Genomic DNA, 23,401 nt, shown 5'->3' with positions numbered 1-23,401 from the left:
CCCTCCGGGGGCTCTTTCGTTAGAGGCCGACCTGCACGAGCTTGCTGTTCGCCCGCCGGAGATTGCGATAGCGCGCCAGCGCCCAGAGCGGGAAGAATTTCGCATAACCATGGTAGCGCAGGTAGAACACGCGCGGGAAACCCGTCGCGGTGAAACGCGCCTCGTTCCACAGCCCATGCTCCGCCTGCGTCGCCTGAAGATAGGCGATCCCGCGCGCCACGGCCGGATGATCGACGTCGCCGGCGGCCATCATCGCCAGCAGCGCCCAGGCGGTCTGCGAGGCGGTCGAGGGGGCCTGCTCATAGCCCTTGTAGTCCATCTTGTAGCTCGAAAGGTCCTCGCCCCAGCCTCCGTCGGGATTCTGAATCGAGACGAGCCAGTTCACCGCGCGGCGATAGGCTTCGTGCTCATGGGGCAGGCCGGCGGCGTTGAGCGCGCAGAGCGACGACCAGGCGCCATAGATGTAATTGGCTCCCCAGCGGCCGAACCAAGAACCGTCCTTCTCCTGCTCCTTGATGAGATATTCGACGCCGCGGCGCAGGCATTCGCTGGATTCCACCGTGTCTCCGAGCTGCGCCAGCATGGAGACGCAGCGCGCCGAAACGTCCACCGTCGGCGGGTCGAGCAGCGCGCCGTGGTCGGCGAAGGGGATGTGGTTCAGATAGTGATAGACGTTGTCGGCGTCGAAGGCGCCCCAGCCGCCGTTCTTCGACTGCATGCCGACGATCCATTCCTTCGCGCGGGCGATGCGCTCGGCGTAGGGCTTCTTCTCCTCTCCGCTGGTCAGGCGATCCATGGCGGTCGCCACAACGGCGGTGTCGTCGACGTCGGGATAATAGGCGTTGGCGTATTGGAACGCCCAGCCGCCGGGGCGGAGGTCCGGGCGCTGCGCGGCCCAGTCGCCCTTCACGTCGAGCACCTGCAGCGGCGCGAGCCACTCGCAGGCATCCCGGGCGCGTTCGCGTGCGTCCTCGTCGCCGGTTTCGAGGAGCGCGTGGGCGACGAGCGACGTGTCCCACACCGGCGAGACACACGGCTGGCAATAGGCCTCGGTTTCATTGACGACCAGCAGGCGCTCGATTGACTCACGCGCATCCTTCACGCGCTGGTCGGTTTCCGGCACGCCGAGCACGTCGTACATGAGCAGACTATTGACCATCGCCGGGAAGATGGCGCCGAGACCGTCGACGCCGTTGAGGCGCTCCGTCGTCCAGCGTTCCGCGAGCTCGATCGAATATTTGCGCGAGCGCTTCGGCATATGGGGTTCGATCAGGCGCAGCAGCTTGTCGATCTCGCCGAAGACATGCGCCCATGGCCATGTCTGGTGTTCGCCCTTCGGCCAGATTTTCACATCTTCGGGCGGCGTCGTGAAGAGTTCCTGGATGCGCACGCCTTTGGGGTTCTTGGCGCGCGGCTTGTATGTCATCAGCACGAGCAGCGGCACGAGAACGGTGCGGCCCCAATAGGAGATCTTGTCGAGGTGGAAGGGAAACCACTTCGGCAGCAGCATGATTTCGACGGGCATCACCGGCACGCCGCGCCACGGGATTTCGCCATAGAGCGCGAGCAGCGAGCGCGTGAAGACATTGCTCGTCGCCGCGCCGCCATGGGCGAGAATCGCCTCTCTCGCCCGCGCCATATGCGGCGCGTCGACATCGTCGCCGATCATCTTGAGCGCATAATAAGCCTTCACGCTCGCGCTGATGTTGAAGGCGCCGTCCTGAAACAGCGGCCAGCCGCCGTGCGCGCCCTGCGTGCGGCGCAGATAGACGGCGATCTTGCGTTCGAGTTCGGCGTCGACAGTCTCGGCGCGATAATGACGCATCAGCACATATTCGGCCGGGATCGTGCAGTCGGCCTCCAGCTCGAAACACCAGTGGCCATCGCCCTTGCCGAGATTCAGCAGCGCCTTTTTGGCGTTCTGAATGCTGCTTTCCAGCGCCTCGGGGCCCAGCGGAGTGAAATTGTGGTCAACACGCGCGGCTGCGGTCATCGTGAATCCTTTTTCGTGAATCTGCGTGTGTGGCTCAGGCGATGCGTAGCGATGCGGCTTCGGCGGCGTCGCGTCGCGGCTTCACGACAATTTCCACGTCCTGTCCGAGCGCGACGAGGAAACGCAGCAGCCTCTCGACCGAAAACTGCCTGAAGTCGCCATGCAGCATCTTCGAGACGTCCGGTTGCTTCACGCCGAAAAGCCGGGCGGCCTCCACCTGTTTCAGGCCGCGCTCCTTCAGCAGCGCATCGATCATGCGAACGAGCTTCGCCTTGAGGAGATGGTCCTCCGCGTTTGGCGCTCTCGAATTGGAAAAGTCGCCGTCCGTCGCGACGGGGCCGGATCTGAGGGTCATCGTCTTCCTGCTCGACGCTGATCGCCGACTGGCGCCCGAATATAGTGATCTGGCTATAACGTCAAGGAAGGCCGTCGTCTGGCTCGTCGATTGCTAAATCAGTCCCGCGCCCGCCTCCTCGCGCTCGGCGAGGGGCCTTTTGTGATTTGTCGGACAAGCGGGATCAGAGCCGGACGGAGAGGCTTTCATGACGGACATGGCGGAACTGCAAAGGCGAAAGCAGCCTCTCAATCTGGCGATCGTCCATGTCGATCCGGAAGCCTTCATCGCCAATTATCTCGGCTGGCTGGAGATCACCGCCTTCATCACTGCGCTGCGAGCCTCAGACGCGCAGGCTCCCGTCGACGGAGCGACGCCGAAACTGACGCCGCAGCAGCTCAAGGGCGGCGTCGCGGCCAAATACGGCAATGACGCGGTCTTCTCTTTCTGCATGACGGCGGCGCTGAAAGGCGACAAGGCGGCGGTGGACCGGGTCGACGCGGCGCTGACGGAGAACCTCGGCAAGGACTATCCCGGCTCGGTCGCCTTCTGGAGCTTCCGGTCGGCGATGGATTCGCCTGTGAGCCTCGAGGATCACGTCGGTCAGGCGGCGAGGAAAATGCTCGCGGGCGACATTCCGCCGCCGCCCATGCGCGCGCGGGAGAACTGGAACGCTGGCCTGCGCTTCTTCGAGAAGGCGCGCCAGTCCAATTTCGTTCACGAGATCACATATCCGCTGGCGCTCTGGAGCCGCGCGCGCTGGACCGAGACACTGGAGAAGGGCGTCGCCTTTCTCGCCCACATCGAGGACAGCGTGCCGGCCCTGCAGGACGCTCTCGCGGAGCCGCGCAACGATCAGGCTTTCATCGCCAATCTGCTGCTGAAGACGGCCCCCGCGATCGAGCAGGATCTGAGCGACGACGCGCAGGGTTTCCTGCGGTCTCTGGCGCGACGGGCGTAGTGCCCGCTCAGGGTCTCCGCGACGTCAGCCCCGCGGCCTTGTAGCCGGAGCGGATGGAGCCCTCGATCGTCGCGGGCAGTCCCGTCGCCGTCCAGTCGCCGGCGAGGAAAAGATTGGTCCAGGCCGTCGCCGCGCCGGGGCGGCGCGCTTCCTGAGTGGGCGTGGCGGCGAAGGTCGCGCGCTTCTCCTTCACGATCTGCCACGGCGGCGACTCCGGCGGCAGGCCGGATGCGGCGGCGACCTCGCGCCAGATTTGCCCGGCCAGCTCCTCACGCGGCTCGTCCATCAGGCGGTCGGCGCCGCTGATCGTCACGGAAAGGCGGTCGTCGAAGGCGAAGAGCCATTCCGTCAGCGAGCCGATCATGCCGAGTAGCAACGGCTGGCCGGGCGGGGGCGCAATCTTGAAATGGACATTGAGGATCGCGCGAAACTCGTCGGGCGCGACGAGATCGGGAACCAGCTCCTGCGCGATCCATGGGGGGACGGCGAGGACGACGCTGTCGTCTTCCCGCAGCGGAATCTCCACGTCTCCAAAGCGCAGGCCGCGCGCGCGCCAGTCGTCGAAGGTGATTTCGCGCAGGCGCGCCCCGAAATGCGGTTCGACGCCCTTCGCCGCGAGCGTGCGCAGCGCCGGCTCGATGAAGGCTTGGCCGAGCCCGCCCTTGGCGACGAGCGGCCGGCAGGCGGCGCCGCCGGCGGCCAGCGTCTCGCGCAACACGGCGCCGGCGAGGACGGCGGATGCGTCGCGCGGCTCGGTGTTGAGCGCGGAAAGCATCACCGGGCGCCAGAGCTTTTCATAAAGCGCGCCGTCGCAATTCATGATCTCGCCGATGGTCGCGTCGCCCGTGGCGAAGAGGAGCTTCGCGGCGTCGAGATAGTCGAGCGGCCCCGTGCCGGGCACGCGGCGGTCCTTGACGAAAATCCACCATGGGAGGCGGGAGGCGTTGGGCCGAAGCCGCCAGTGCTCGCCGCTTCGCGCGTCGAGAAAGTCGAACTCGCATTCGTCGGGACCGACGAGCGCGTCGCCGGCGCCGATGCGCCGCGCATAATCGCGCGCGGCCGTGTTGCCCGACAGGAGCAGATGATTGCCGTTGTCGATCGTGAGGCCGAGCGTCGCGTCGAAATAGGAGCGGCAACGGCCACCAGCCATGCGCGCGGCCTCATAAAGCGCGATGTCGCGGCCTTCGTCCGCAAGGCGCACGGCGCAGGCGAGGCCGGCGAGCCCCGCGCCGACGATGTGGATCGTTCCGCTCACGTGAGGGCGTGACGGAAATAGGCGCCGATGAGCTTCATCCGCGACATGTGCACAGGCGCGCGCGGCGGCGCGAATCCGCGCGTGGCGAGCCTGTCCAGAATGGAGCGATAGCCGGCGGACATGAGATAGGGCGCCTTCACGGCGGCCTTGGGCATTCCCGCCATGACGAGGTCGGCCTGTTCGTAATGCTCGCGGGCGCGATGCAGGACCGGCGCGCAGACGTCGCCGAGCGCGGGATGCGACAGCGCGGCGTGGGGCGCGAGGTTTTCCACGCCCGCTTCCGCAAGCGCCTCGCGCGGCAGATAAAGGCGCCCGCGGGCGGCGTCCTCGTCGAGATCGCGCAGGATGTTGGTGAGCTGAAGGGCGCGGCCGAGGTGATGGGCGAGGAGCTTCGGCCCCGTGGGCAATTCGCTTTCGCCATCGTCGACAAGCCCGAAGGCGCGAACGGAAAGGCGGCCGACGGCGCTCGCCACCCGGTCGCAATAGATTTCGAGCTTCTCCCACTCGGGCGCGCGAATGTCTTCCTCGACGTCCATCAGCATGCCGTCGATGATGGCCTCGAAATCGGAGCGGTCGAGACTGAACCGGCGCACCGGCTCGGCAAGAAAGGCGGCGGCCGGACGAATGCGGCCGGCGTAGAGTTCGTCGAGTTCGTAACGCCACTTGTCGAGCGCGGCGCGGCGCATGGCGCGATCGCCCTCGTCGTCGGCGATGTCGTCGACCTCGCGGCAGAAGGCGTAGATTGCGAACATCGCGTCGCGGCGCGCGGGCTCGAGAATGCGCATCGCGAGATAGAAAGAGCTCTTCGTCGCGATCGCGCGGGTCTTCAATGGGGCGGTGTCGGTCAGGTCCATGGTCATGAGGCGGCGTCCGCCGTTGCCCGGCGCGGGCGCGAGAAGCGACGAATCAGCGCCGCGACGGCGCCCTGCGTTCCGGCGAGGGCGAAGCCGAATTTATCGGCATGCACATTCTCGCTCAGCGGATCGGCGACGCGCAGCCGCGCGACGAGCTTTTCGGCGAGCGCCTGAATGGCGCCGACTTCCATCGCAAGCCGGACGTCGTCGATGAGATCGGCGAAGGGGCGCGACTGGTCGAGTAGTCCGGCGGTCTTTTCGTTGAGGTCCCGGATCGTCGCAAGCAGGGGCGCGGGCGCGCGGGCTTCGCCCAGCATCTCCACTTCCGCGCCATGGGCCGCGAGCGACTCCTGCGTGAGATAGACGCGATCGAGGTCGCGATAGTCCTTGCCGCAGTCCTGAAGATGATTGATCACCTGCAACGCCGCGCAGAGCGCGTCATTCGCCGCCCAGGTGCGGCCGGCGTTCTCCCCATGGACGTCGAGCACGAAACGCCCGACCGGCATGGCCGAATAGCGGCAGTAGAAGATGAGGTCGTCCCAGTCGCGGTAGCGGAGATAGTCGACGTCGCGCTTGAAGGCGATGATGAGGTCGCGGGCGTGCTGGCGGTCGAGGCGGCGCTCGACGCAGGTTTCGCGGAGGCGCGCCGCGACGGGTTCGTCCGGGCCGGATCCCATCAGCGCCGCGTCGAGGCGATCGAGCAGGTCCAGCTTTTCCTGCGGCGTGAGCGTGGGATGATCCGAGATGTCGTCGGCCGCGCGCACGAAGTTATAGAAGGCCATGATCGGGGCGCGAAAGCGCGGCGCGATAAGGACCGACGCGACGGGGAAATTCTCGTCGCGGTGGGTCTTGCCCGAGCCTGTGTCGGCGATGTCGATCATGACGCCGTTGATGCCTCGATATGGCGGAGACGCAAAAAGCGCTTTCCGTCTTTGCTTCAATGTCTGCGCCGGACCGGGCCCCGCTAGGGGGTGGGCTGCTCCTGGCGCGCCTGGTACCGGCCTTTCCATTCGCCGCCGCGGCCCCGGAGGTGCCGCCAGGCCGACAGGGCGGTAAACCACGTATAGCACGCCGCGACCGCAGGCAAAGCAAAGGCGTGCATTCGCGACAGGCCATAAAACCGCAGGGAGGGCATATAGGCCTGCGCCATGATGAGCCAGGCGACGAGCGTCATCTCCCGGGCCGGGGACTCGCCGAAGATCGTCAGCACCGGCGGGGCGAGATAGACGACGCCCATTCCCGCCATGGCGCCAAGGAGTTGAAACGGCGAATAGTCGAGCTGCGCATAGGCCGAGCGTGTCACCATCCGCTCGATATCGGCAAAGCTTGGATAGGTGCGCAGACTGAACACGTCGTCGGTGAGCCCGAGCCAGATCGGGCCCTGCGTCTTCATAAGCGCGCCGAGCGCGCAGTCGTCGATCAGCGCATCGCGGATGGCGGCGAGGCCGCCGGCGCGGGCGAGAGCCTCGGGCCGCACCAGCATGACGCCGCCGGCGGCGCCGGCGACCTTGCTTCTCGGGTCGTTCACCCGGGTGAAGGGATAGAGCTTCTGGAAGAAGAAGATGAAGGCGGGGACGAACCAGCGTTCGACGCGACTCTCGCAGCGGAGCTTGACCATGAGCGAGGAGAGCACGGTTCCCCGCGCCATGGCGCCGGCGACGAGACGGGCGAGCACAGGCGGCTCGAATGCGATGTCCGCGTCGCAGAACAATACGAAATCGGGCTGCTCGGGCAAGGCGAGGACGTGATCGAAACCGCGATGCATCGCGGCGAGCTTGCCGGTCCAGCCTCTGTCGGGGCCGCGCGACGACAGAACCGTCAGACGGTCGGCGCCGCCCTCGGCCGCCGCGCAGGCGCGCGCGACGTCGGCGGTGCCGTCGGCGCTCTCGTCGTCGACGAGGACGATGTCGAAACGGCCGGGAAAGTCCTGGCGCAGCAGCGAACGCAGGCTCGTCGCGATGACGTCGGCCTCGTCGCGCGCGGGGACGATGGCGACGACGCGGGTTCCAGGCGGAATCGTCGCATCCGCGGGGGCGAAGCGTCGGTCATGTTCCGTCAGCCGCCAGAAACCGCCGTGGAAGGCGATGAGGTAAAGTCCGGCGGCGAGCGCGGCGAGGGCGATCAGCGTTGAAATCATGGGCGTTCGGTCGGTCGAGCGGCGCACGAATCGCATTACGGCGGCCGTCGGCTTTTACCATCCGGCGCGGTCGCTTGGCCAGAGCGCGACAGCCTCGTTCACGCCGGCTCGTCCCGACGCCGCCAGCCGCCGGCGGTCTTCGCATAGCTCCGCTTCACCGCCGCCCAGGCGATGCGATGCGCGGCCTCCTCCCGCCGGGGATCGCCTTCATGCGCCGCATAGGCGTGGTTGAAGGCCTCGCGAAAAATGTCCTGCGCATGCTCGGGCAGAAGCCGCTGGAGATTCTCCGGGAGATCGGCGTTGCTGGCGTAGGGCATGGCTTCGCTCGTGGGTCGGCTCGTCGTTGTGGCGCCCGCCGGCGGCAAGTATGATGGGTCGTTGATCGTCATTTGCCCAGAACGATTTTTATCGGCGACGAAGGCCGGGCCACCCGTGAAATGCGGAGGATCGCCATGATCTATTGGACAATTTTCTTCGGCGCGGCCGCCTCTCTCGTCAGTTTTCTTCCCGGAATGTTCGCCAAAGGCTCGACTGAGGTCGAGCTCCGGTTTCTCGAGCGCGGCAACGCATTTTCCGCCGAGACGCTCGCGTCATGGATCAGCGCCAATCCGGAGGCCGCAAGGGCTTACGCCTTCCCGATCCTGCTCGGATTCGATCTCCTCTTTCTGCTGTGTCTCGGTTGCTTTCTCTCGCTCGGGTCGCTGCTGGCCGCAGGGGCGGCGCAATGGCCGGGCGCGCTGCAGTGGGCGGTCGTTATTCTGCCCATCGTCTTCATGATGGCCGACGCGACGGAGGATTTGACGCTTGCGCGCTTTCTGCTGACGCCGGAGACGATCGACGCCGCCGCCGTCGCCTTCGTTCAAAAGGTCACGCAGGTGAAGATATACGCCTGCGGGGCGGCGATGGCGCAGACGGCGGCGCTGTCGTTCTATGCGGCGCTTTTCAAATGACGCGGGATTAAGCGCCCGCAATCTCCACCACGATCGCCTGCGCGGCCGCGCGCGGGTCGGCGGCGCGGGTGATCGGGCGGCCGACGACGAGATGGTTCGCCGACGCGGCGATCGCCTGCGCCGGGGTGAGGATGCGCTTCTGGTCGCCGGCGTCGGCGCCGGCCGGGCGTACGCCGGGTGTGACGAGCAGCACCTGCGGCCCGACGATGGGGCGGATCGTCGAAAGCTCCAGCGGCGAAAGAATGAGGCCATCGATTCCCGCAGCCTTCGCCTGCGCCGCCCGGCGCGCCACGAGCTCCGCGACGCCAAGGGCGTAACCCGCCTCCTTCAGATCGGCGTCGTCATAGGAAGTCATCACGGTCACGGCGAGGAGCCTGAGGTCGCCGGCGCCGGCGCGGGCCGCAGCCATGGTCTGCGGATAGGCGTGGATCGTGAGGAAATCCATCCCCATGCGGGCGATCTGCCGCGTCGCGCGCTCCACCGTCGCGCCGATGTCGTGGAGTTTCAGGTCGATGAAGACGCGCTTGCCCGCGTCCTTCAGCTCACGCGCGAGGTCGAGCCCGCCGCCATAGGCCAGCTCCATGCCGATCTTGTAGAAGGAGACCGCATCGCCGAGTTGCGCGATGAGCGCGCGCGCCGCCTCGACGCTTTCGACGTCGAGGGCGACGATGAGGCGGTCGCGTGCGTCCGCCGTCACGGCCGGCCGCCGTGGCCGGCCTTGCGGTAACGCCAGACGCGCGCCGGCGGGACGTTGAGCAGGATCGGCGCCGAGCCCTTGCCGACATAGGAGCCCTTGACGCTGTGGGCGTGGAGCGGCATCGGCGATTTGGTCAGGCCGTAGGTGAACTGGATGAAGAGGCCGTCGTCGCCCATCAGCTCGAAGGCCTGGTGCAGCAGCTCGACGCGGTCGCGCTCCGGCCGCACGAGCAGCGGCAGGCTGGAGACGACGGTCGCAACTCGGCCGTCGATCTTGCCGTCGAGCGTTGCCTTCAGGCCATAGGCGTCGCCCTGGATGATCTTCACGCCGGGGTAACGCTCCTCCAGCATGTGGCAAAAACGCCCTTCATATTCGACGAGCACCAGCCGCTCCGGCTCGATGCCGCGCGCGAGGAGCGCTTTGGTCACGGGGCCGGTGCCGGGTCCGAGCTCCACGATCGGCCCCTCGCGGTCGAGATCGACAAAGCTCGCCATGGTCCTGGCCAAGGCGGGTCCCGAGGGCGAAACAGCCCCGATCAGGCGCGGATTCTCGATCCACTGCTTGATGAAGCGGGCATTGTCGGCGAGCGAGCTTTTCTGCTGTTTGTTCGGCACGGCGAAGAGAGCCCTTTTTCTGCGAGGTTACTGTCGCGGCGCCGGCGGCCCGCCCGGCGCCGTATAAGCGGAAAGCCGGTCAGCCGCCAAACAAATCTTTCATGCGCGCGAAGAAGCCATGCTCCTCGGGGTGAGTCTCCTGCGAGGACTCCTTCTCGAATTCCTGCAGAAGCTCCTTCTGGCGTTTGGTGAGCTTTTGCGGCGTTTCGACGCTGATCTGCACGTGCAGGTCGCCATGGTCGCGTCCGCGCAGGACGGGCATGCCCTTGCCCTTGGCCTTGATCTGCCTGCCGGACTGCGTGCCCTCGGGCACCTTGAGTTTCACCTCGGACCCGTCCAGCGCATGGACGGCGATTTCGCCGCCCAGCGCCGCGCGCACCATGGAGATCGGCACGCGGCAATAGAGGTCGGCCCCGTCGCGCTGAAAGAAGGGGTGGGGTTTCACCGAGAGGAAAATGTAAAGGTCGCCGGGCGGCCCGCCGCGCAGGCCGGCCTCGCCCTCGCCGGCGAGACGGATGCGCGTGCCGTCCTCGACGCCGGGCGGCACATTGACGGAGAGCGACCGCTCCACAGTCTTGCGGCCCGTGCCGGCGCAACCCGGGCAGGGGTTGTCGATGGTCTCGCCGCGGCCATGGCAGGACGGGCAGGTGCGCTCGATGGAGAAGAAGCCCTGCTGCGCGCGCACGCGGCCATGGCCGGCGCAGGTCATGCAGCTCTTGGGCTTGGAGCCCTTTTTCGCGCCCGTGCCGGTGCAGGCGTCGCAGGTGACGGAGGTCGGGATCTTGAGCGAGGCGGCCTTGCCCTGATAGGCCTCGTCCAGAGTGATTTCCATGTTGTAGCGCAGGTCCGAGCCGCGCTCGCGCCCGCCGGAGCGGCCGCGCCGACCCATCACGTCGCCGAACAGATCCTCGAAAATATCAGCCATGGATGCGCCGAAGCCCTCGGCCCCAAATCCGCCCATGCCGCCGCCCTGTTCGAAGGCGGCATGGCCGAAGCGGTCATAGGCGGCGCGCTTCTGCGGATCGCAGAGGCATTGATAGGCCTCGTTCAGTTCCTTGAACCGCGCCTCCGCCTCCTGATCGCCGGGGTGACGGTCGGGATGGCACTGCATCGCCGCCTTGCGGAAGGCGATCTTCATCTCGACTTCGGTGGCTGTCTTCGAGACGCCGAGGATCTCGTAATAGTCGCGCTTTGACATCAGGAAGGAAGTCGCTCGTCAGGAATGTTGTTGGTCGTCCGCGCCCACCGTGGCGGCCCGGACAGAAGGAAGCCGGGAAACGAGTTCGGGAACGCAGGCGCGCGTTGTTTCCCAGACAACTCGCATGTTCAGATCGAAATAGCCATGTGCGATCCTGTTCCGCATTCCCGTCATCTGTCTCCAGGGAAGATCAGGATGGGCCTCCGCGAATGTCGGGTCGTCCTTCAGGAGCCTCGCAACGGCCTCGCCAATTATGATCAGGTTCATGGCGACCGCTTGCTGCGTTCTCGTGTCCGTCAGAAAATCGCGTTCGTCCATGCCCTCGACATAGGACGCCGCCAGGCGGGCGGCTTCCAGCATCCGGTCGATGTGCAGAAGATTCCTGTCGCGTCTCATATCGGGACCGCCTCGGAGACCACCTTGGCGCGGATCTGGCGCGGTATTTCTTCCGGGGTGAGAAGGTCGACCCGAACTCCGAGGATGTCCTGCAGGTCCATCTGCAGGCCGCCGAGATCGAGCAGTGTCGCTCCCGGCAGCGCGTCGACAAGGATGTCGATGTCGCTTCCTTCACGATCTTCGCCCCTCGAGACCGACCCAAAGACACGCGGGTTGGCCGCCCGGCAACGGCTCACGGCCGCGCGTATGGCTTCCCGGTTTCTTTCAAGGGCCGCGGAGGGTTTCATCTGAGGGCCTTTCCGTGACTTGAAACAAGCCGTCGAAAACGCAAGGAAACCCGGCGCTCTCACGCCGGGTTCCCGTTTCGCTAGCGCATCGGGACAGTCAAATCCATCCCCCAGCGCCGCTTACTTCTTGTCGTCGCCGACGTCCTTGAACTCCGCGTCGATCACGTCGTCCTTGGGGGCCTCGGTTGCGCCGGCGCCGGAGGCGTCGGCCTGCTGGGCCTTGTACATCGCCTCGCCGAGCTTCATCGAGGCCTGGGCCAGTTCGTTGGTCTTGGCCTTGATGGTCTCGACGTCGCCGCCTTCGACCGCCGTCTTCAGCGACGCGATGGCCGCTTCGATCGCGCTCTTGTCGGCGGCGGAGACCTTGTCGCCGAATTCGGCGACCGACTTCTCGGCCGCGTGAATCGACGCTTCCGCGTGGTTCTTGGCGTCGACCAGCTCGCGACGGACCTTGTCCTCTGCGGCGTGCGCCTCCGCGTCCTTGACCATCTTGTCGATGTCGGCGTCCGACAGACCGCCCGAGGCCTGGATGCGGATCTGCTGCTCCTTGTTGGTGGCCTTGTCCTTCGCCGTGACGTTCACGATGCCGTTGGCGTCGATGTCGAAGGTCACTTCCACCTGCGGCATGCCGCGCGGCGCCGGCGGGATGCCGACGAGGTCGAACTGTCCGAGCAGCTTGTTGTCGGCCGCCATCTCGCGCTCGCCCTGGAAAACCCGGATGGTGACGGCGGTCTGGTTGTCTTCGGCCGTCGAGAACACCTGGCTCTTCTTGGTCGGGATCGTCGTGTTGCGGTCGATGAGGCGGGTGAACACGCCGCCGAGCGTCTCGATGCCCAGCGACAGCGGGGTCACGTCGAGCAGCAGCACATCCTTCACGTCGCCCTGCAGAACGCCCGCCTGGACCGCCGCGCCGATGGCGACGACTTCATCCGGGTTGACGCCCTTGTGCGGCTCCTTGCCGAAAAACTGCTTCACGACCTCCTGCACCTTCGGCATGCGGGTCATGCCGCCGACGAGAACCACCTCGCCGATCTCGGCCGCGGAAAGGCCCGCGTCCTTGAGCGCCTTGCGGCAGGGCTCGACCGTGCGCTGGATCAGATCGTCGACCAGCGCCTCGAACTTGGCGCGCGTCAGCTTCAGGGTCAGATGCTTCGGACCCGTGGCGTCGGCGGTGATATAGGGCAGGTTGATCTCCGTCTGCGTCGCGGACGAAAGTTCGATCTTGGCCTTTTCCGCCGCTTCCTTCAGGCGCTGCAGGGCGAGCTTGTCCTTGGTCAGGTCGATGCCCTGCTCCTTCTTGAACTCGGCCGCCAGATATTCGACGATCCGGTTGTCGAAGTCCTCGCCGCCGAGGAAGGTGTCGCCGTTGGTCGACTTCACCTCGAAGACGCCGTCGCCGATTTCGAGAATCGACACGTCGAAGGTGCCGCCGCCGAGGTCATAGACCGCGATGGTGCCGGACTGCTTCTTGTCCAGGCCGTAGGCGAGGGCGGCCGCCGTCGGCTCGTTGATGATGCGCAGAACCTCGAGGCCCGCGATCTTGCCGGCGTCCTTGGTCGCCTGACGCTGGGCGTCGTTGAAATATGCGGGAACCGTGATGACGGCCTGCGTAACGGTCGAACCGAGATAAGCCTCCGCCGTCTCCTTCATCTTCTGGAGGATGAAGGCCGAAATCTGCGAGGGCGAATACTGCTTGCCCGCCGCCTCGACCCAGGCGTCGCCATTGTTGGCCTTGACGATTTTATAGGGGACGAGACCGATGTCCTTCTTGGTCATCGGATCTTCGAAGGTGCGGCCGATCAGGCGCTTGATGGCGAAGAAGGTCTTGTCGGGGTTCGTCACCGCCTGACGTTTCGCCGGCTGGCCGACGAGACGCTCTCCGTCGTCCGTGAAGGCGACGATCGAGGGCGTCGTGCGGGCGCCTTCCGCGTTTTCAATTACTTTCGGGTTCGACCCGTCCATGACGGCCACGCAGGAATTGGTCGTGCCAAGGTCGATGCCGATAATTTTGGCCATATTGTCTTCCTTTCGCTCGCGAATTTTGGACCCCGAAGCGGTCCCTTGAAACGCCGAAGACAGCGGCTCGCCATGAGCCCGCCGCGCGATCCTCGACGCTTTGCTGTTCCCAAGATTGTGTGCGCCCCAGCCAGCCGCAAGGGCAAGCCGCATATAGAAGACAGATTCCTTCACGACAAGCGCCCGGGGTCGACGAAGCCGACCGAAAGGCCCGGCGGGGCGGAATGATTCCTCCGGGGGCTTGACCCTGTGTGACGAGTGATAAATATTGAATTTCGTCAGACGACATACGTCATTACAACGGCGCTGTCACGCTCCAGCCGTGAAGATGGCGCTACTCAGGCGGCGGCAATATGGCACTCAGCTTTTCTCGATCCCTGACTGTGGTTGCGTGCGTCACCGCCGCGCTGCTGCTCGCCGGCTGCGACAGGCGTCCGGCGCAATCGGCCGAGGCGCCGCCGGAGCGGCCTGTGCTCGTCGCGCCGGCGCGCTTCGCTGCGCAGTCCCAGGTGCGCGACTTCGTTGCGACGATCCGGCCGCGGGTCGAATCGGACCACGGCTTTCGCGTCGCCGGCAAGGTGGTGAAGCGCCTCGTTCAGGTCGGCCAGCGGGTGAAGGCGGGCGATCCGCTCGCGCTGCTCGACGAGAAGGACCTCCGGCTGCAGAAAGAACAGTCCGAAGCTGAATTTTCATCGGCGAAAATGGCGCTGACGCAGGCGGAGGGCGACGAAAAGCGCACGCTCGCCCTGCGCAAGAACGGCTGGACGGCGCAAGCCGCTGTCGACCGCGTTCGCGCGGCGGCCGAGGAAGCGCGCGGCCGCTTCCAGCGCGCGCAGCGCGCCGTCGAACTCTCGCGCAATTCGCTGGACTACGCGACACTGCGCGCCGACGGCGACGGCGTCGTGACGCAGACCCTCATCGAGCCGGGCCAAGTCGTGTCCGCGGGCCAGACCGCGATTCGCGTCGCCCGCGCCGGCGAACTGGAGGCGGCCGTTTCGCTGCCGGAGGATTTCACGTCCTTTGCAGACAAGGGCGCGGCGACGCTGACGCTCTGGTCCAACAAGGGCAAGACCTACAAGGCGAGGCTGCGTGAGTTGAGCCCCTCCGCGGATGCGGCCACGCGCACCTTCGCCGCGCGCTACTCGATCCTCGATCCCGATCCGGCGATCTCCATTGGAATGAGCGCGACGCTCGCCATCGCCGCGCCGGGCGCGGAGCCGATGCTGAGCGTGCCGCTCGCGGCGCTCTTCAATCAGGGCGACGGTCCGGCCCTGTGGCGGGTCGACGCCGACGACCGCCTGCAACTCGTCCCCGTGAAGCTCGTGCGCTACGAGGCCGATGCGGCTCTCGTCACCGGCCCCGTCAACGAGGGCGACCAGATCGTCATTCTCGGCGTCCACAAGCTCGAGGCCGGCCGCAAGGTCCGCGTCATGGCTGCGAAAGCGCACTAGGGAGGCCTTGCGGATGGGCGGCTTCAACCTGTCGAAATGGGCCGTCGCGCGGCCGACGCTCATGCTCTTCCTGATGCTGGCGATCAGCGCGGCGGGGGCGGTTTCCTATTGGCGCCTCGGGCGTGCGGAAGACCCGTCCTTCACCATCAAGGTCGCCAATATTACCGCGACCTGGCCCGGCGCGACGGCGGAGGAGGTGCGCGACCAGGTCGCGGACCTGATGGAAAAGAAAATCCAGAGCCTCCCCTATCTCGACAAGATCGAGACCTATACGAAGCCCGGCTTTCTGGCGATGCAGGTGACGTTGAAGGATTTCACGCCGCCCAGGGAAGTGCCCCAGCTCTTTTATCAGCTGCGCAAGAAGCTTAGTGACATCCAGCCTTATCTGCCGGCGGGCGTGCACGGCCCGGCGGTCAATGACGAATATGGCGACGTCGACACCGTCATGTATGCGGTGAGCGGCGACGGCGCGGACTATCACCAGCTTGATCAGGTCGTCGAAGTACTTCGCCAGCGGCTGCTCGAGGTGCCGGACGCCGTGAAGGTCGATATCGTCGGCGAGCAGATGCGCCGCATCTATGTCGAGTTCAGCGAGGCGAAGATCGCCAATCTCGGCGTCGAGCCGCAGGCGATCTTCGATTCCCTTTCCAAGCAGAACGCGATCAACGACGCCGGCGTTTTCGAAACCCCCGCCAATCGCGTGCGCGTGCTGGTGACGGAGGAGCTCAAAGGCGCGAATGCGATCGCCGCAATTCCGATCCCCGCGAACGGCAAGGTGATCCGGCTCGGTGACATTGCCCGGGTTTACGCCGGTTTCGAGGATCCGCCGACGATGCTCGCCCGATACAAGGGGCAGCCCGCGATGGTGGTCGGCGCCGTCATGGCCAAGGGCGGCAATGTCCTGAACTTCGGAAAAAACGTCGACGCGGCGGTCGAGGAAATCCGCGCCAAGGTTCCGATCGGCATCGATATTGAACAGATCGCCGATCAGCCGAAGGTCGTCGACGAGGCGATCAGCGAATTCACGCGCTCCTTCATCGAGGCGCTGGTCATCGTGCTCGGCGTCAGTTTCGTGTCGCTGGGTTTCCGCACCGGAATCGTCGTCGCCCTTTCCGTGCCCGTGGTGCTCGCCATCGTCTTCATCGCAATGAACATGATGGGCATCGATCTGCAGCGCATTTCGCTCGGCGCGCTGATCATTGCGCTCGGCCTTCTCGTCGACGACGCCATCATCGCCGTCGAAATGATGATGGTGAAGATGGAGCAGGGGTTCAACCGCATAAAGGCGGCGACCTTCGCCTGGGAGTCGACGGCATTTCCGATGCTCACCGGCACGCTCATCACGGCGGCCGGCTTTCTGCCGGTGGGCTTCGCGAACTCGGCGGTGGGCGAATATACGGGCTCGATGTTCTGGGTGCTGCTGATCGCGCTCATCGCCTCCTGGTTCGTCGCGGTGACATTCACGCCCTATCTCGGCGTGAAGCTCTTGCCCGACTTCGGCAAGCTGCATCCGCACCACGACCCCGACGAGATATATCAGACGCCCTTCTATCGACGGCTGCGCGCGGTCATCACATGGGCCGTCGACAACCGCCTGCAGGTCATCGGCGGAACGATCGGCGTCTTTGCGCTCGCGATCGTCGGCTTCTTCTTCGTGCAGAAGCAGTTCTTCCCTTACGCCGAACGTCTCGAACTCTTCTTCCAGCTGCGCCTGCCCGAAGGCTCGTCGATCGGCGCCTCGCTCGAGGCGGCGAAACAGGCCGAGGCGCTCATCAAGGACGACCCGGACGCCGCGCTTTATACGACCTATGTGGGTCAGGGGCCGCCGCGCTTCTGGCTCGGCCTCAATCCGCAATTGCCGAACGAGGCCTATTCGGAAATCGTCATCGTCGCGAAGGACATTGAAGCGCGCGAAAGGCTGAAGAAAAAACTCGAAACGGCCATTGCAAATGGCGCCGTGCCGCAGGCGCGCGCCCGCGTCGACCGTTTCACCTATGGCCCGCCGGTCGGATTCGCCGTGCAGTTTCGCGTCGTCGGCGACGATCCGCAGAAAGTGCGCGCCATCGCCTATCAGGTGCGCGACGTGATGCGTGAGGACGAAGGCGTCGACGATCCGCATCTTTCCTGGAACGAGCAGACACCGAGCGTGCGGCTCGTGATCGATCAGGATCGCGCGCGACTCCTCGGCGTGACGCCGCAGGATGTGTCGAACCGGCTGCGCATGGCGATTTCGGGCGTGACCGTCACGACGTTGCGCGACGGCATCGACCAGATCGACGTGGTCGCCCGTTCGGTTCCGGAGGAGCGCGGCGACCTCGGCCGGCTCGGCGACATCGTCGTCTATTCGCGCGACGGCAAGCCTGTCACCGTCTCGCAGGTCGCGAAGATCTCCTATGAACACGAGGAGCCGATCATCTGGCGACGCAATCGCAACATGATGATCACCGTGCGCGCCGGCGTGAAGGACGGCGTGCAGGCGCCGGACGTCTCGAATCGCATCTGGCCGAAGCTCGCCGAAATTCGCGACCATCTTCCGCAAGGCTACCGGATCGAGATGGGCGGCGGCGTCGAGGAGTCTGCAAAGGGCAACACTTCTATCTTCGCCGTCTTCCCGCTCGTCGGCCTGGCCATGCTGACAATCGTGATGTTCCAGTTGCAGAACTTCACGCGCGTTGCGCTCGTCATGATGAGCGCGCCGCTCGGAATCATCGGCGCGTCGCTCGCGCTCAATGTCGCGCACGCGCCCTTCGGCTTCGTCGCGCTGCTCGGGCTGTTCGCGCTTTCCGGCATGGACATGCGCAATTCGATCATTCTCGTCGATCAGGTCCGTCAGGATCTCGAGCGCGGCGACAGTTACCGCGAAGCGATCATCGGCGCGACGGTGCGGCGCGCGCGTCCTGTCGCGCTAACCGCGCTCGCAGCGATTCTCGCCATGATTCCGCTGTCGCGTTCCGCCTTCTGGGGGCCGATGGCGCTGACGATCATGGGTGGACTCTTCGTCGCGACTTTCCTCACCGTGCTTTTTCTGCCCGCGCTTTACGCGACATGGTTCCGGCGGCATCTTAATGAGGGCATCGCCGTTTCGCCGTCGCGCACTGTTGCGCTCTCGGCGTCGAGGCTTGCGGGGGAGGCGGCGGAATGACATTGGTTGCAGATGCGTCGAACGCCCGCGAAGCCGAGCAGCGCGCAAGGATTATCGCCACGGCCGAGCGCCTTTTTCGCGAGATCGGCTTCCAGAAAACGACGGTCGCCGACATTGCGCGCGATTTGCGCATGTCGCCGGCGAACGTCTATCGCTTCTTCAGCGCCAAGTCCGAGATCAACGCCGCCGTCGCGAGCCATCTGATGGGCGAGGTGGAGGCGGCGGCGGAGCGGATCGCGAAGGGGCCGGGTTCGGCCGCCGAGCGCCTGCGCGCGCTCATCGTAGCCAATGAGTCGATGAACGCCGAGCGCTATGTCGCCGACCGCAAGATTCACGACATGGTCGAGGCGGCGCTCATCGAAAACTGGCCGATCATCTCGGACCATATCGAGCGGATCGATTCGATTATCGAATCCGTGGTCGCCTCCGGCATGGCGAGCGGGGAGTTCGCGGCCGGCGACGCGCATCTCGCAGCGCGCCTCGTGCATGTAGCCTGCATCCGCTTCTGCCACCCGCGCCTGATGGTGGAATGCGCCGACCGCCCCAAGCCGACGAGCGCGCAGATGATCGATTTCTGCATTGCAGCATTGCGCGTGGGATGGGCCGCTCCCTCCCCCGGCAAATAGCCGCCTGGAGGATTGGGCTATACGCCGACCGCCTCGCTTGTGTAGTATGACAGGCCGATGAACGGCGGAAGGTAAGGAAGCAGAGCGGTCAATGAAGGTCACACTGGTTCAGATGAATTCGATCGGCGACAAGGCCGTCAATCTCGCCAACGCCAGCAAGCTCATCGAGCAGGCCGTCGCGCAGGAGAAGCCGGACTGGATCTGTCTGCCGGAGGTCTTCGACTTCATCGGCGGCTCGCGGGCCGAGAAAATGGCGGCGGCCGAGGAGTTGCCGGGCGGGCCGGCCTACGAGATGTGCAGCAAGCTTGCGCGCGAGCACAAGGTGTTCATCCACGCAGGCTCCATCCTCGAGAAGATCCCGGGCGAGGAGCGCCTGCACAACACCAGCGTCGCCTTCAACCGGGAGGGCAAGGAGGTCGCGCGCTACCGCAAGATCCATATGTTCGACATCACTGCGCCCGATGGCGCGAAGTATCACGAGAGCGCCGCCTTCAAGGCTGGCGACGAGGTCGTGACCTATGACGTCGAGGGGGTCACGGTCGGCTGCGCCATCTGCTACGATCTGCGCTTCTCCTATCTTTTCCAGGCGCTCGCGGATAAGGGCGCGGACATTGTCGCGCTGCCGGCGGCCTTCACGCTCGTCACCGGCAAGGATCACTGGGAAGTTCTGTGCCGCGCCCGCGCGATCGAGATGCAGGCCTATCTCTGCGCGCCCGCGCAGACTGGCGCTCACAGGGCGGGGCACGAAACACGGTTCACCTACGGCAATTCCCTGATCGCCGATCCTTGGGGCCATGTCGTCGCTAAGGCGTCGGAGGGGCCGGGCCTCGTCTCCTCATACGTTGACATAGAACGTATCAGGAAAGTCCGCGCGATGATCCCTGTCGCGCAACACAAGGTAAAACTTGCGGTTTGAGCCGCCGTCCGGCCGCGCCGCCGCGACATCGCTTCGCGGCGGGGCCGGGTGTTTTCCGCGGCGAATTATAAGCCCGAGCTCGTCGCGAGCGGACCGGCTTGGCCTTGCATCTCTATGAATTATGGATACTATGTGGTGCCCAAGCATTTGCTTGTGCAGTTTTTTCACGTTGTCGTCATCGTTCGGGAGCTTGGGGGCGCGAGTGCACGAGCCATTCAGTCGACCGGCGACGAGTCCAGCATGTTGCGTCCGTCAGGCATGGTAAGAAAGAACGCTCCCGGAAGCACGTTGACACGCGCCGCGTTGCGGGAAGCCGTCTATGGCTGCTGCCCGTCGCTGTCCCGCGCCGAGGCGCGCAAGATCCTCGACGCGACTTTCGAGGAAATCAGCGACGCCCTCTTGCGCGGCGAATCCGTAAAATTGCGATCCTTCGGCACTTTCAACGTCCGGTCCAAGCGCGAGCGCGTTGGCCGCAACCCCAAGACAGGCGTGGAGGCGACCATCACGCCCCGTCGCGTATTGACCTTCAAGGCGTCGCCAGTACTCGTCGCGCATGTCAACGGCGACCCCATTCCCGAGGAAGATTGAGTCCTCTTACGCTGTCACGCGCGGTCCTGGCCGTCGCGGCTCCCGTGTCGCGCGCGATGACGGCGTCCGTCCCTCAAAGGAATTCAAATGCATAGATTGAGCGTGGCTGTCGCCGCCTTCGCCGCCCTTGCTGCGATGGTCGGCGCGCACAAGGCCGACTCCGACCTCTTCGTGCTCGCCGTAGCCGCGGCGCTCTGCGCCTATACGACCTGGCGCGGCGTCAGCATGTCGAGCTTCATGAAAATCTTCGCCGGCATCTTCTCCACCGAGACCGTGGTCTTCGGACTCGTGCGGCTGCTGCAGGGGGAAGGTCTGTGGCCCGCCGCGCTCGCGAGTTACGCGCCCCCGGAAAGCATGGCGCTTACCGTCGCCATCTTCTCGGTTGTCGTCTACGCCGTCTCGAACATCCCAGTCGTGCGCGAGATGACGCGCATCGCCGACCTCTATTTCGACTCGCACAATCGCGGCGAAGGCCGCATCTGGCCGTTCCCTCGCTTCGCGGCGCGGGAAAGCTCCATCGCCACTGCGATGATCGTGTTTCTCGTCCTGATCAACCAGGCCCAGGTCGGCATTTCCGTGCGCCTGTCCTTCTTCAACCGGGACTGGTTCAACGCGATTCAGGAGAAAAACGGGCCCGAATTCTGGCGTCAGCTCCTTTACGTCTTCACGCCCTGGGCCTTCACCTATGTCGCGAGCGCCGTCATCGAATTCGTCGTGCAGTCGCTGCTCGTCATCCGCTGGCGCCGCTGGCTGACGGAGCATTATGTCGAGCGCTGGCTGGGAAGGCATACGCATTACGGCATGGCGCTCGCGGGCGGCGAGGCCGACAACCCCGATCAGCGCATCGCCGAGGACGTCAATCGTTTCATCAGCGGCGGCGAGGAGGGATACGGCATCTACTCCTATTCGATCCTGCTGATCTCAACCATCAGCTCGCTCGTGTCCTTCTCTTATGTGCTGTGGGATCTCTCGGGCAACTATCCTTTGCCGGGAACGGATATCCATGTTCCCGGATTTCTGTTCTGGGTCGTCTTTCTTTATGCGGCGCTCGGCACGCTCATCACGCATCTCATCGGCCGTTCGCTGACGGTTCTTTACTTCGACCGTCAGCGTCGCGAAGCTGATTTCCGCTTCTCGCTCGCCCGCCTGCGCGAGTATAGCGAGCAGATCGCCCTGCTTTCGGGCGAGACTGCAGAGCGCGGCACGCTCCTGCAGCGCTTCGGCGGCATCGTGTTCAACTATCTGGCGATCGTGCGCAAGCGCAAGGAGCTGATGGCCTTCACCGCCGCCTATGGCCAGCTTTCGCCGATCATCCCTTATGTCATTACCGCGCCCTTCTATTTCGCGGGCCGCATCCAGCTCGGCGTCATGACGCAGACGGCGAGCACATTCGGCCATGTGCAGGGCGCGCTGACCTTCTTCATCAGCTATTACACCTCGCTGGCGAATTTCAAATCCGTGCTCGACCGTCTGTCTTCGTTCGACAGCGCGATCGACGCCGCGCAGGCGCAGGCTGACCGGACGAAGGTTCTTTCGCGCGGCGCGGCGCCGCAGCTCGAACTGAAGGATCTGACGCTGTCGCTTCCGGACGGGCGCAGGATCGTCCGCGCCGAGGAGCTGGCCTTCGCGCGCGGGCAATCCGTGCTGCTCACGGGCCCATCGGGCTCCGGCAAGTCGACGCTGTTTCGCTCTATCGCCGGCATATGGCCGCATGCCGCGGGCCATATCATCCTGCCTCAGGGCGCGAGCGTGATGCTTGCGCCGCAGCGTCCCTACATTCCGATGGGCGCGCTCGCGCAGGCGATCGTCTATCCGGGAGAAAAGGCGGAATATACGCGAGCCGACATCGAGGAAGCGTTGCGCGCGGCGCGTCTGGCGCCCTTCATCGACCGGCTCGACGAGGACAACAATTGGGGTCAGCGCCTGTCGGGCGGCGAGCAGCAGCGCGTCGCCATCGCGCGCGCGCTTCTCGCGAAGCCGGACTGGCTGTTCCTCGACGAAGCGACATCCGCGCTGGATGAAAAGCTCGAGGGCGATATTTACCGGATGCTTCGCGAGCGCCTGCCGAACACGACGATCATCTCGATCGGCCATCGTTCGACGCTGCTCGATTACCACGAGAGGCATATCGCCATGGAGCCCGGCGCCGACGGCGTGTTCGCGCCAAGCGACAAGGTTCTCGCGTGAGCGGCGGCGACAAGATCTCCGGGCGAGAGGGCGGCCGCTCGCTCAAGACGCGCGTGAAGACTGCGCGCAAGCGTTCACTGTCCTCGACGTTGTGGCTCGAGCGGCAGCTCAACGATCCATATGTCGCGCGCGCGAAGCGCGAGGGATATCGTTCGCGCGCGGCGTACAAGCTGATCGAGATGGACGACCGCTATCACCTGATCAAACCGGGTGGCCGCATCGTTGATCTCGGCGCCGCTCCGGGCGGCTGGTCGCAGGTCGCCGCCGACCGTGTGAAGGCGAAGGACGGCAGGGGAAAAGTCGTCGGGGTCGATCTTCTCGACATGGAGCCGATCACGGGCGTCACATTCGCTGTGAAGGATTTCAACGACGACGATGCGCCCGATTTCGTCAAGGCGATGCTGGGCGGCGAGGCGGACGGCGTGATGTCGGACATGGCGGCCAACGCCACGGGACACAAGCAGACCGACCATCTGCGCATCGTCGCGCTGGCGGAGCTTGCCGCCGAGTTCGCCATGGACGTGCTCGCGCCCGGCGGCTTCTTCGTCGCGAAGGTCTTGCAGGGCGGAACGGAAGGTCAGCTGCTGACGCGGCTGAAACGCGATTTCGCAACCGTGCGTCATGTGAAGCCGGCGGCAAGCCGAGCGGACTCGGCCGAGCTTTACGTGCTGGCGACGGGATTTCGCGGGCGGCGGGACGTGAGCGAACCATCCGGACGGGAATAAATCGAGCCGTCAGGAATCTTGACGCGCTATCGCTACGCGATATTTCCATAATTAGATGCAGCAGTTTTCTTATG

Annotated in this window: 22 protein-coding genes; 9 read left to right on the top strand and 13 right to left on the bottom strand. The window is 65.2% G+C overall.

Translation table 11 applies throughout. From position 1 onward, the window contains the following. Window positions 1-19 precede the first annotated feature (19 nt). The gene (shc, locus tag LG047_RS06315; protein WP_227965978.1) at window positions 20-1,993 is read right to left on the bottom strand and encodes a squalene--hopene cyclase; all 1,974 of its coding nucleotides are present in this window, start codon (window positions 1,991-1,993) and stop codon (window positions 20-22) included. A gap of 34 nt (window positions 1,994-2,027) precedes the next feature. Beyond that, entirely contained in the window at window positions 2,028-2,348 is a 321-nt protein-coding gene (locus tag LG047_RS06310) for a helix-turn-helix domain-containing protein (RefSeq protein WP_036285865.1), read from the bottom strand. Between the two features lie 187 nt (window positions 2,349-2,535). On the opposite strand from LG047_RS06310, the gene LG047_RS06305 reads away from it, so the two are divergent. After that, window positions 2,536-3,288: a hypothetical protein gene (locus tag LG047_RS06305; RefSeq protein WP_227965977.1), complete on the top strand. Its 753-nt coding sequence runs from the start codon at window positions 2,536-2,538 to the stop codon at window positions 3,286-3,288. A gap of 7 nt (window positions 3,289-3,295) precedes the next feature. Here the strand turns inward: LG047_RS06305 and hpnE are convergent, their stop codons facing one another. The 5 genes from hpnE to LG047_RS06280 all read right to left on the bottom strand — a co-directional run bounded on the left by hpnE (window position 3,296) and on the right by LG047_RS06280 (window position 7,851). Beyond that, a complete protein-coding gene (gene hpnE / locus LG047_RS06300; RefSeq protein WP_227965976.1) occupies window positions 3,296-4,543 on the bottom strand; it encodes a hydroxysqualene dehydroxylase HpnE in 1,248 nt (415 codons plus the stop codon). Beyond that, entirely contained in the window at window positions 4,540-5,403 is an 864-nt protein-coding gene (hpnD, locus tag LG047_RS06295; protein ID WP_192815610.1) for a presqualene diphosphate synthase HpnD, read from the bottom strand. The genes hpnE and hpnD overlap by 4 nt, the downstream gene beginning before the upstream one ends. After that, a complete protein-coding gene (gene hpnC, locus LG047_RS06290; protein WP_036285871.1) occupies window positions 5,400-6,278 on the bottom strand; it encodes a squalene synthase HpnC in 879 nt (292 codons plus the stop codon). Before hpnC ends, hpnD begins: the two co-directional genes overlap by 4 nt. Before the next feature lie 83 nt (window positions 6,279-6,361). Further along, window positions 6,362-7,534 carry a glycosyltransferase gene (locus LG047_RS06285; RefSeq protein ID WP_227965975.1) on the bottom strand — a complete coding sequence of 391 codons (1,173 nt, stop codon included), beginning with the start codon at window positions 7,532-7,534 and terminating at the stop codon, window positions 6,362-6,364. A gap of 98 nt (window positions 7,535-7,632) precedes the next feature. After that, complete coding sequence (locus LG047_RS06280; RefSeq protein ID WP_036289051.1) at window positions 7,633-7,851, bottom strand: ChaB family protein; 219 nt, start codon at window positions 7,849-7,851, stop codon at window positions 7,633-7,635. 135 nt (window positions 7,852-7,986) lie between these two features. Between LG047_RS06280 and LG047_RS06275 the strand changes: the two genes are divergently transcribed. Beyond that, entirely contained in the window at window positions 7,987-8,484 is a 498-nt protein-coding gene (locus tag LG047_RS06275) for a hypothetical protein (protein WP_227965974.1), read from the top strand. 7 nt (window positions 8,485-8,491) lie between these two features. Here the strand turns inward: LG047_RS06275 and pyrF are convergent, their stop codons facing one another. From pyrF to dnaK, 6 genes are all read right to left on the bottom strand, one after another. After that, window positions 8,492-9,181 (bottom strand): orotidine-5'-phosphate decarboxylase, encoded by a 690-nt coding sequence (gene pyrF, locus LG047_RS06270; RefSeq protein ID WP_227965973.1) that lies wholly within the window; start codon window positions 9,179-9,181, stop codon window positions 8,492-8,494. Further along, window positions 9,178-9,795 carry a class I SAM-dependent methyltransferase gene (locus LG047_RS06265; RefSeq protein WP_036285877.1) on the bottom strand — a complete coding sequence of 206 codons (618 nt, stop codon included), beginning with the start codon at window positions 9,793-9,795 and terminating at the stop codon, window positions 9,178-9,180. The genes pyrF and LG047_RS06265 overlap by 4 nt, the downstream gene beginning before the upstream one ends. Window positions 9,796-9,874: 79 nt before the next feature. After that, window positions 9,875-10,993, bottom strand: a complete 1,119-nt coding sequence (gene dnaJ / locus LG047_RS06260) for a molecular chaperone DnaJ (protein WP_227965972.1) — start codon at window positions 10,991-10,993, stop codon at window positions 9,875-9,877. A gap of 18 nt (window positions 10,994-11,011) precedes the next feature. Next, the gene (locus LG047_RS06255) at window positions 11,012-11,389 is read right to left on the bottom strand and encodes a DUF86 domain-containing protein (RefSeq protein WP_227965971.1); all 378 of its coding nucleotides are present in this window, start codon (window positions 11,387-11,389) and stop codon (window positions 11,012-11,014) included. Further along, window positions 11,386-11,676 (bottom strand): nucleotidyltransferase family protein, encoded by a 291-nt coding sequence (locus LG047_RS06250; protein ID WP_036285883.1) that lies wholly within the window; start codon window positions 11,674-11,676, stop codon window positions 11,386-11,388. Before LG047_RS06250 ends, LG047_RS06255 begins: the two co-directional genes overlap by 4 nt. A gap of 120 nt (window positions 11,677-11,796) precedes the next feature. Further along, complete coding sequence (dnaK, locus tag LG047_RS06245; RefSeq protein WP_227965970.1) at window positions 11,797-13,692, bottom strand: molecular chaperone DnaK; 1,896 nt, start codon at window positions 13,690-13,692, stop codon at window positions 11,797-11,799. Between the two features lie 353 nt (window positions 13,693-14,045). Between dnaK and LG047_RS06240 the strand changes: the two genes are divergently transcribed. From LG047_RS06240 to LG047_RS06210, 7 genes are all read left to right on the top strand, one after another. Beyond that, window positions 14,046-15,143: an efflux RND transporter periplasmic adaptor subunit gene (locus tag LG047_RS06240; protein WP_227965969.1), complete on the top strand. Its 1,098-nt coding sequence runs from the start codon at window positions 14,046-14,048 to the stop codon at window positions 15,141-15,143. A 13-nt stretch (window positions 15,144-15,156) separates the two neighbouring features. Then, window positions 15,157-18,285, top strand: coding sequence for an efflux RND transporter permease subunit (locus LG047_RS06235; protein WP_227965968.1), 3,129 nt, complete (start codon window positions 15,157-15,159; stop codon window positions 18,283-18,285). Then, window positions 18,282-18,911 (top strand): TetR/AcrR family transcriptional regulator, encoded by a 630-nt coding sequence (locus LG047_RS06230; protein ID WP_227965967.1) that lies wholly within the window; start codon window positions 18,282-18,284, stop codon window positions 18,909-18,911. Before LG047_RS06235 ends, LG047_RS06230 begins: the two co-directional genes overlap by 4 nt. 91 nt (window positions 18,912-19,002) lie before the next feature. Continuing rightward, window positions 19,003-19,827 carry a carbon-nitrogen hydrolase family protein gene (locus LG047_RS06225; protein ID WP_036285891.1) on the top strand — a complete coding sequence of 275 codons (825 nt, stop codon included), beginning with the start codon at window positions 19,003-19,005 and terminating at the stop codon, window positions 19,825-19,827. Window positions 19,828-20,085: 258 nt separating this feature from the next. Then, entirely contained in the window at window positions 20,086-20,415 is a 330-nt protein-coding gene (locus tag LG047_RS06220; RefSeq protein WP_036289057.1) for an integration host factor subunit alpha, read from the top strand. Window positions 20,416-20,502: 87 nt separating this feature from the next. Then, on the top strand, window positions 20,503-22,602 hold the full coding sequence (locus LG047_RS06215) for an ABC transporter ATP-binding protein/permease (protein WP_227965966.1): 2,100 nt from the start codon (window positions 20,503-20,505) through the stop codon (window positions 22,600-22,602). Beyond that, window positions 22,599-23,327 carry an RlmE family RNA methyltransferase gene (locus LG047_RS06210; protein ID WP_227965965.1) on the top strand — a complete coding sequence of 243 codons (729 nt, stop codon included), beginning with the start codon at window positions 22,599-22,601 and terminating at the stop codon, window positions 23,325-23,327. Before LG047_RS06215 ends, LG047_RS06210 begins: the two co-directional genes overlap by 4 nt. Window positions 23,328-23,401 lie beyond the last annotated feature (74 nt).

The organism is Methylocystis sp. WRRC1 (assembly GCF_020733155.1).
Taxonomy (GTDB): Bacteria; Pseudomonadota; Alphaproteobacteria; order Rhizobiales; family Beijerinckiaceae; genus Methylocystis.
Note: the sequence above shows the minus strand (reverse complement) of the source record. Positions and strands in the feature narration are given on the sequence as shown.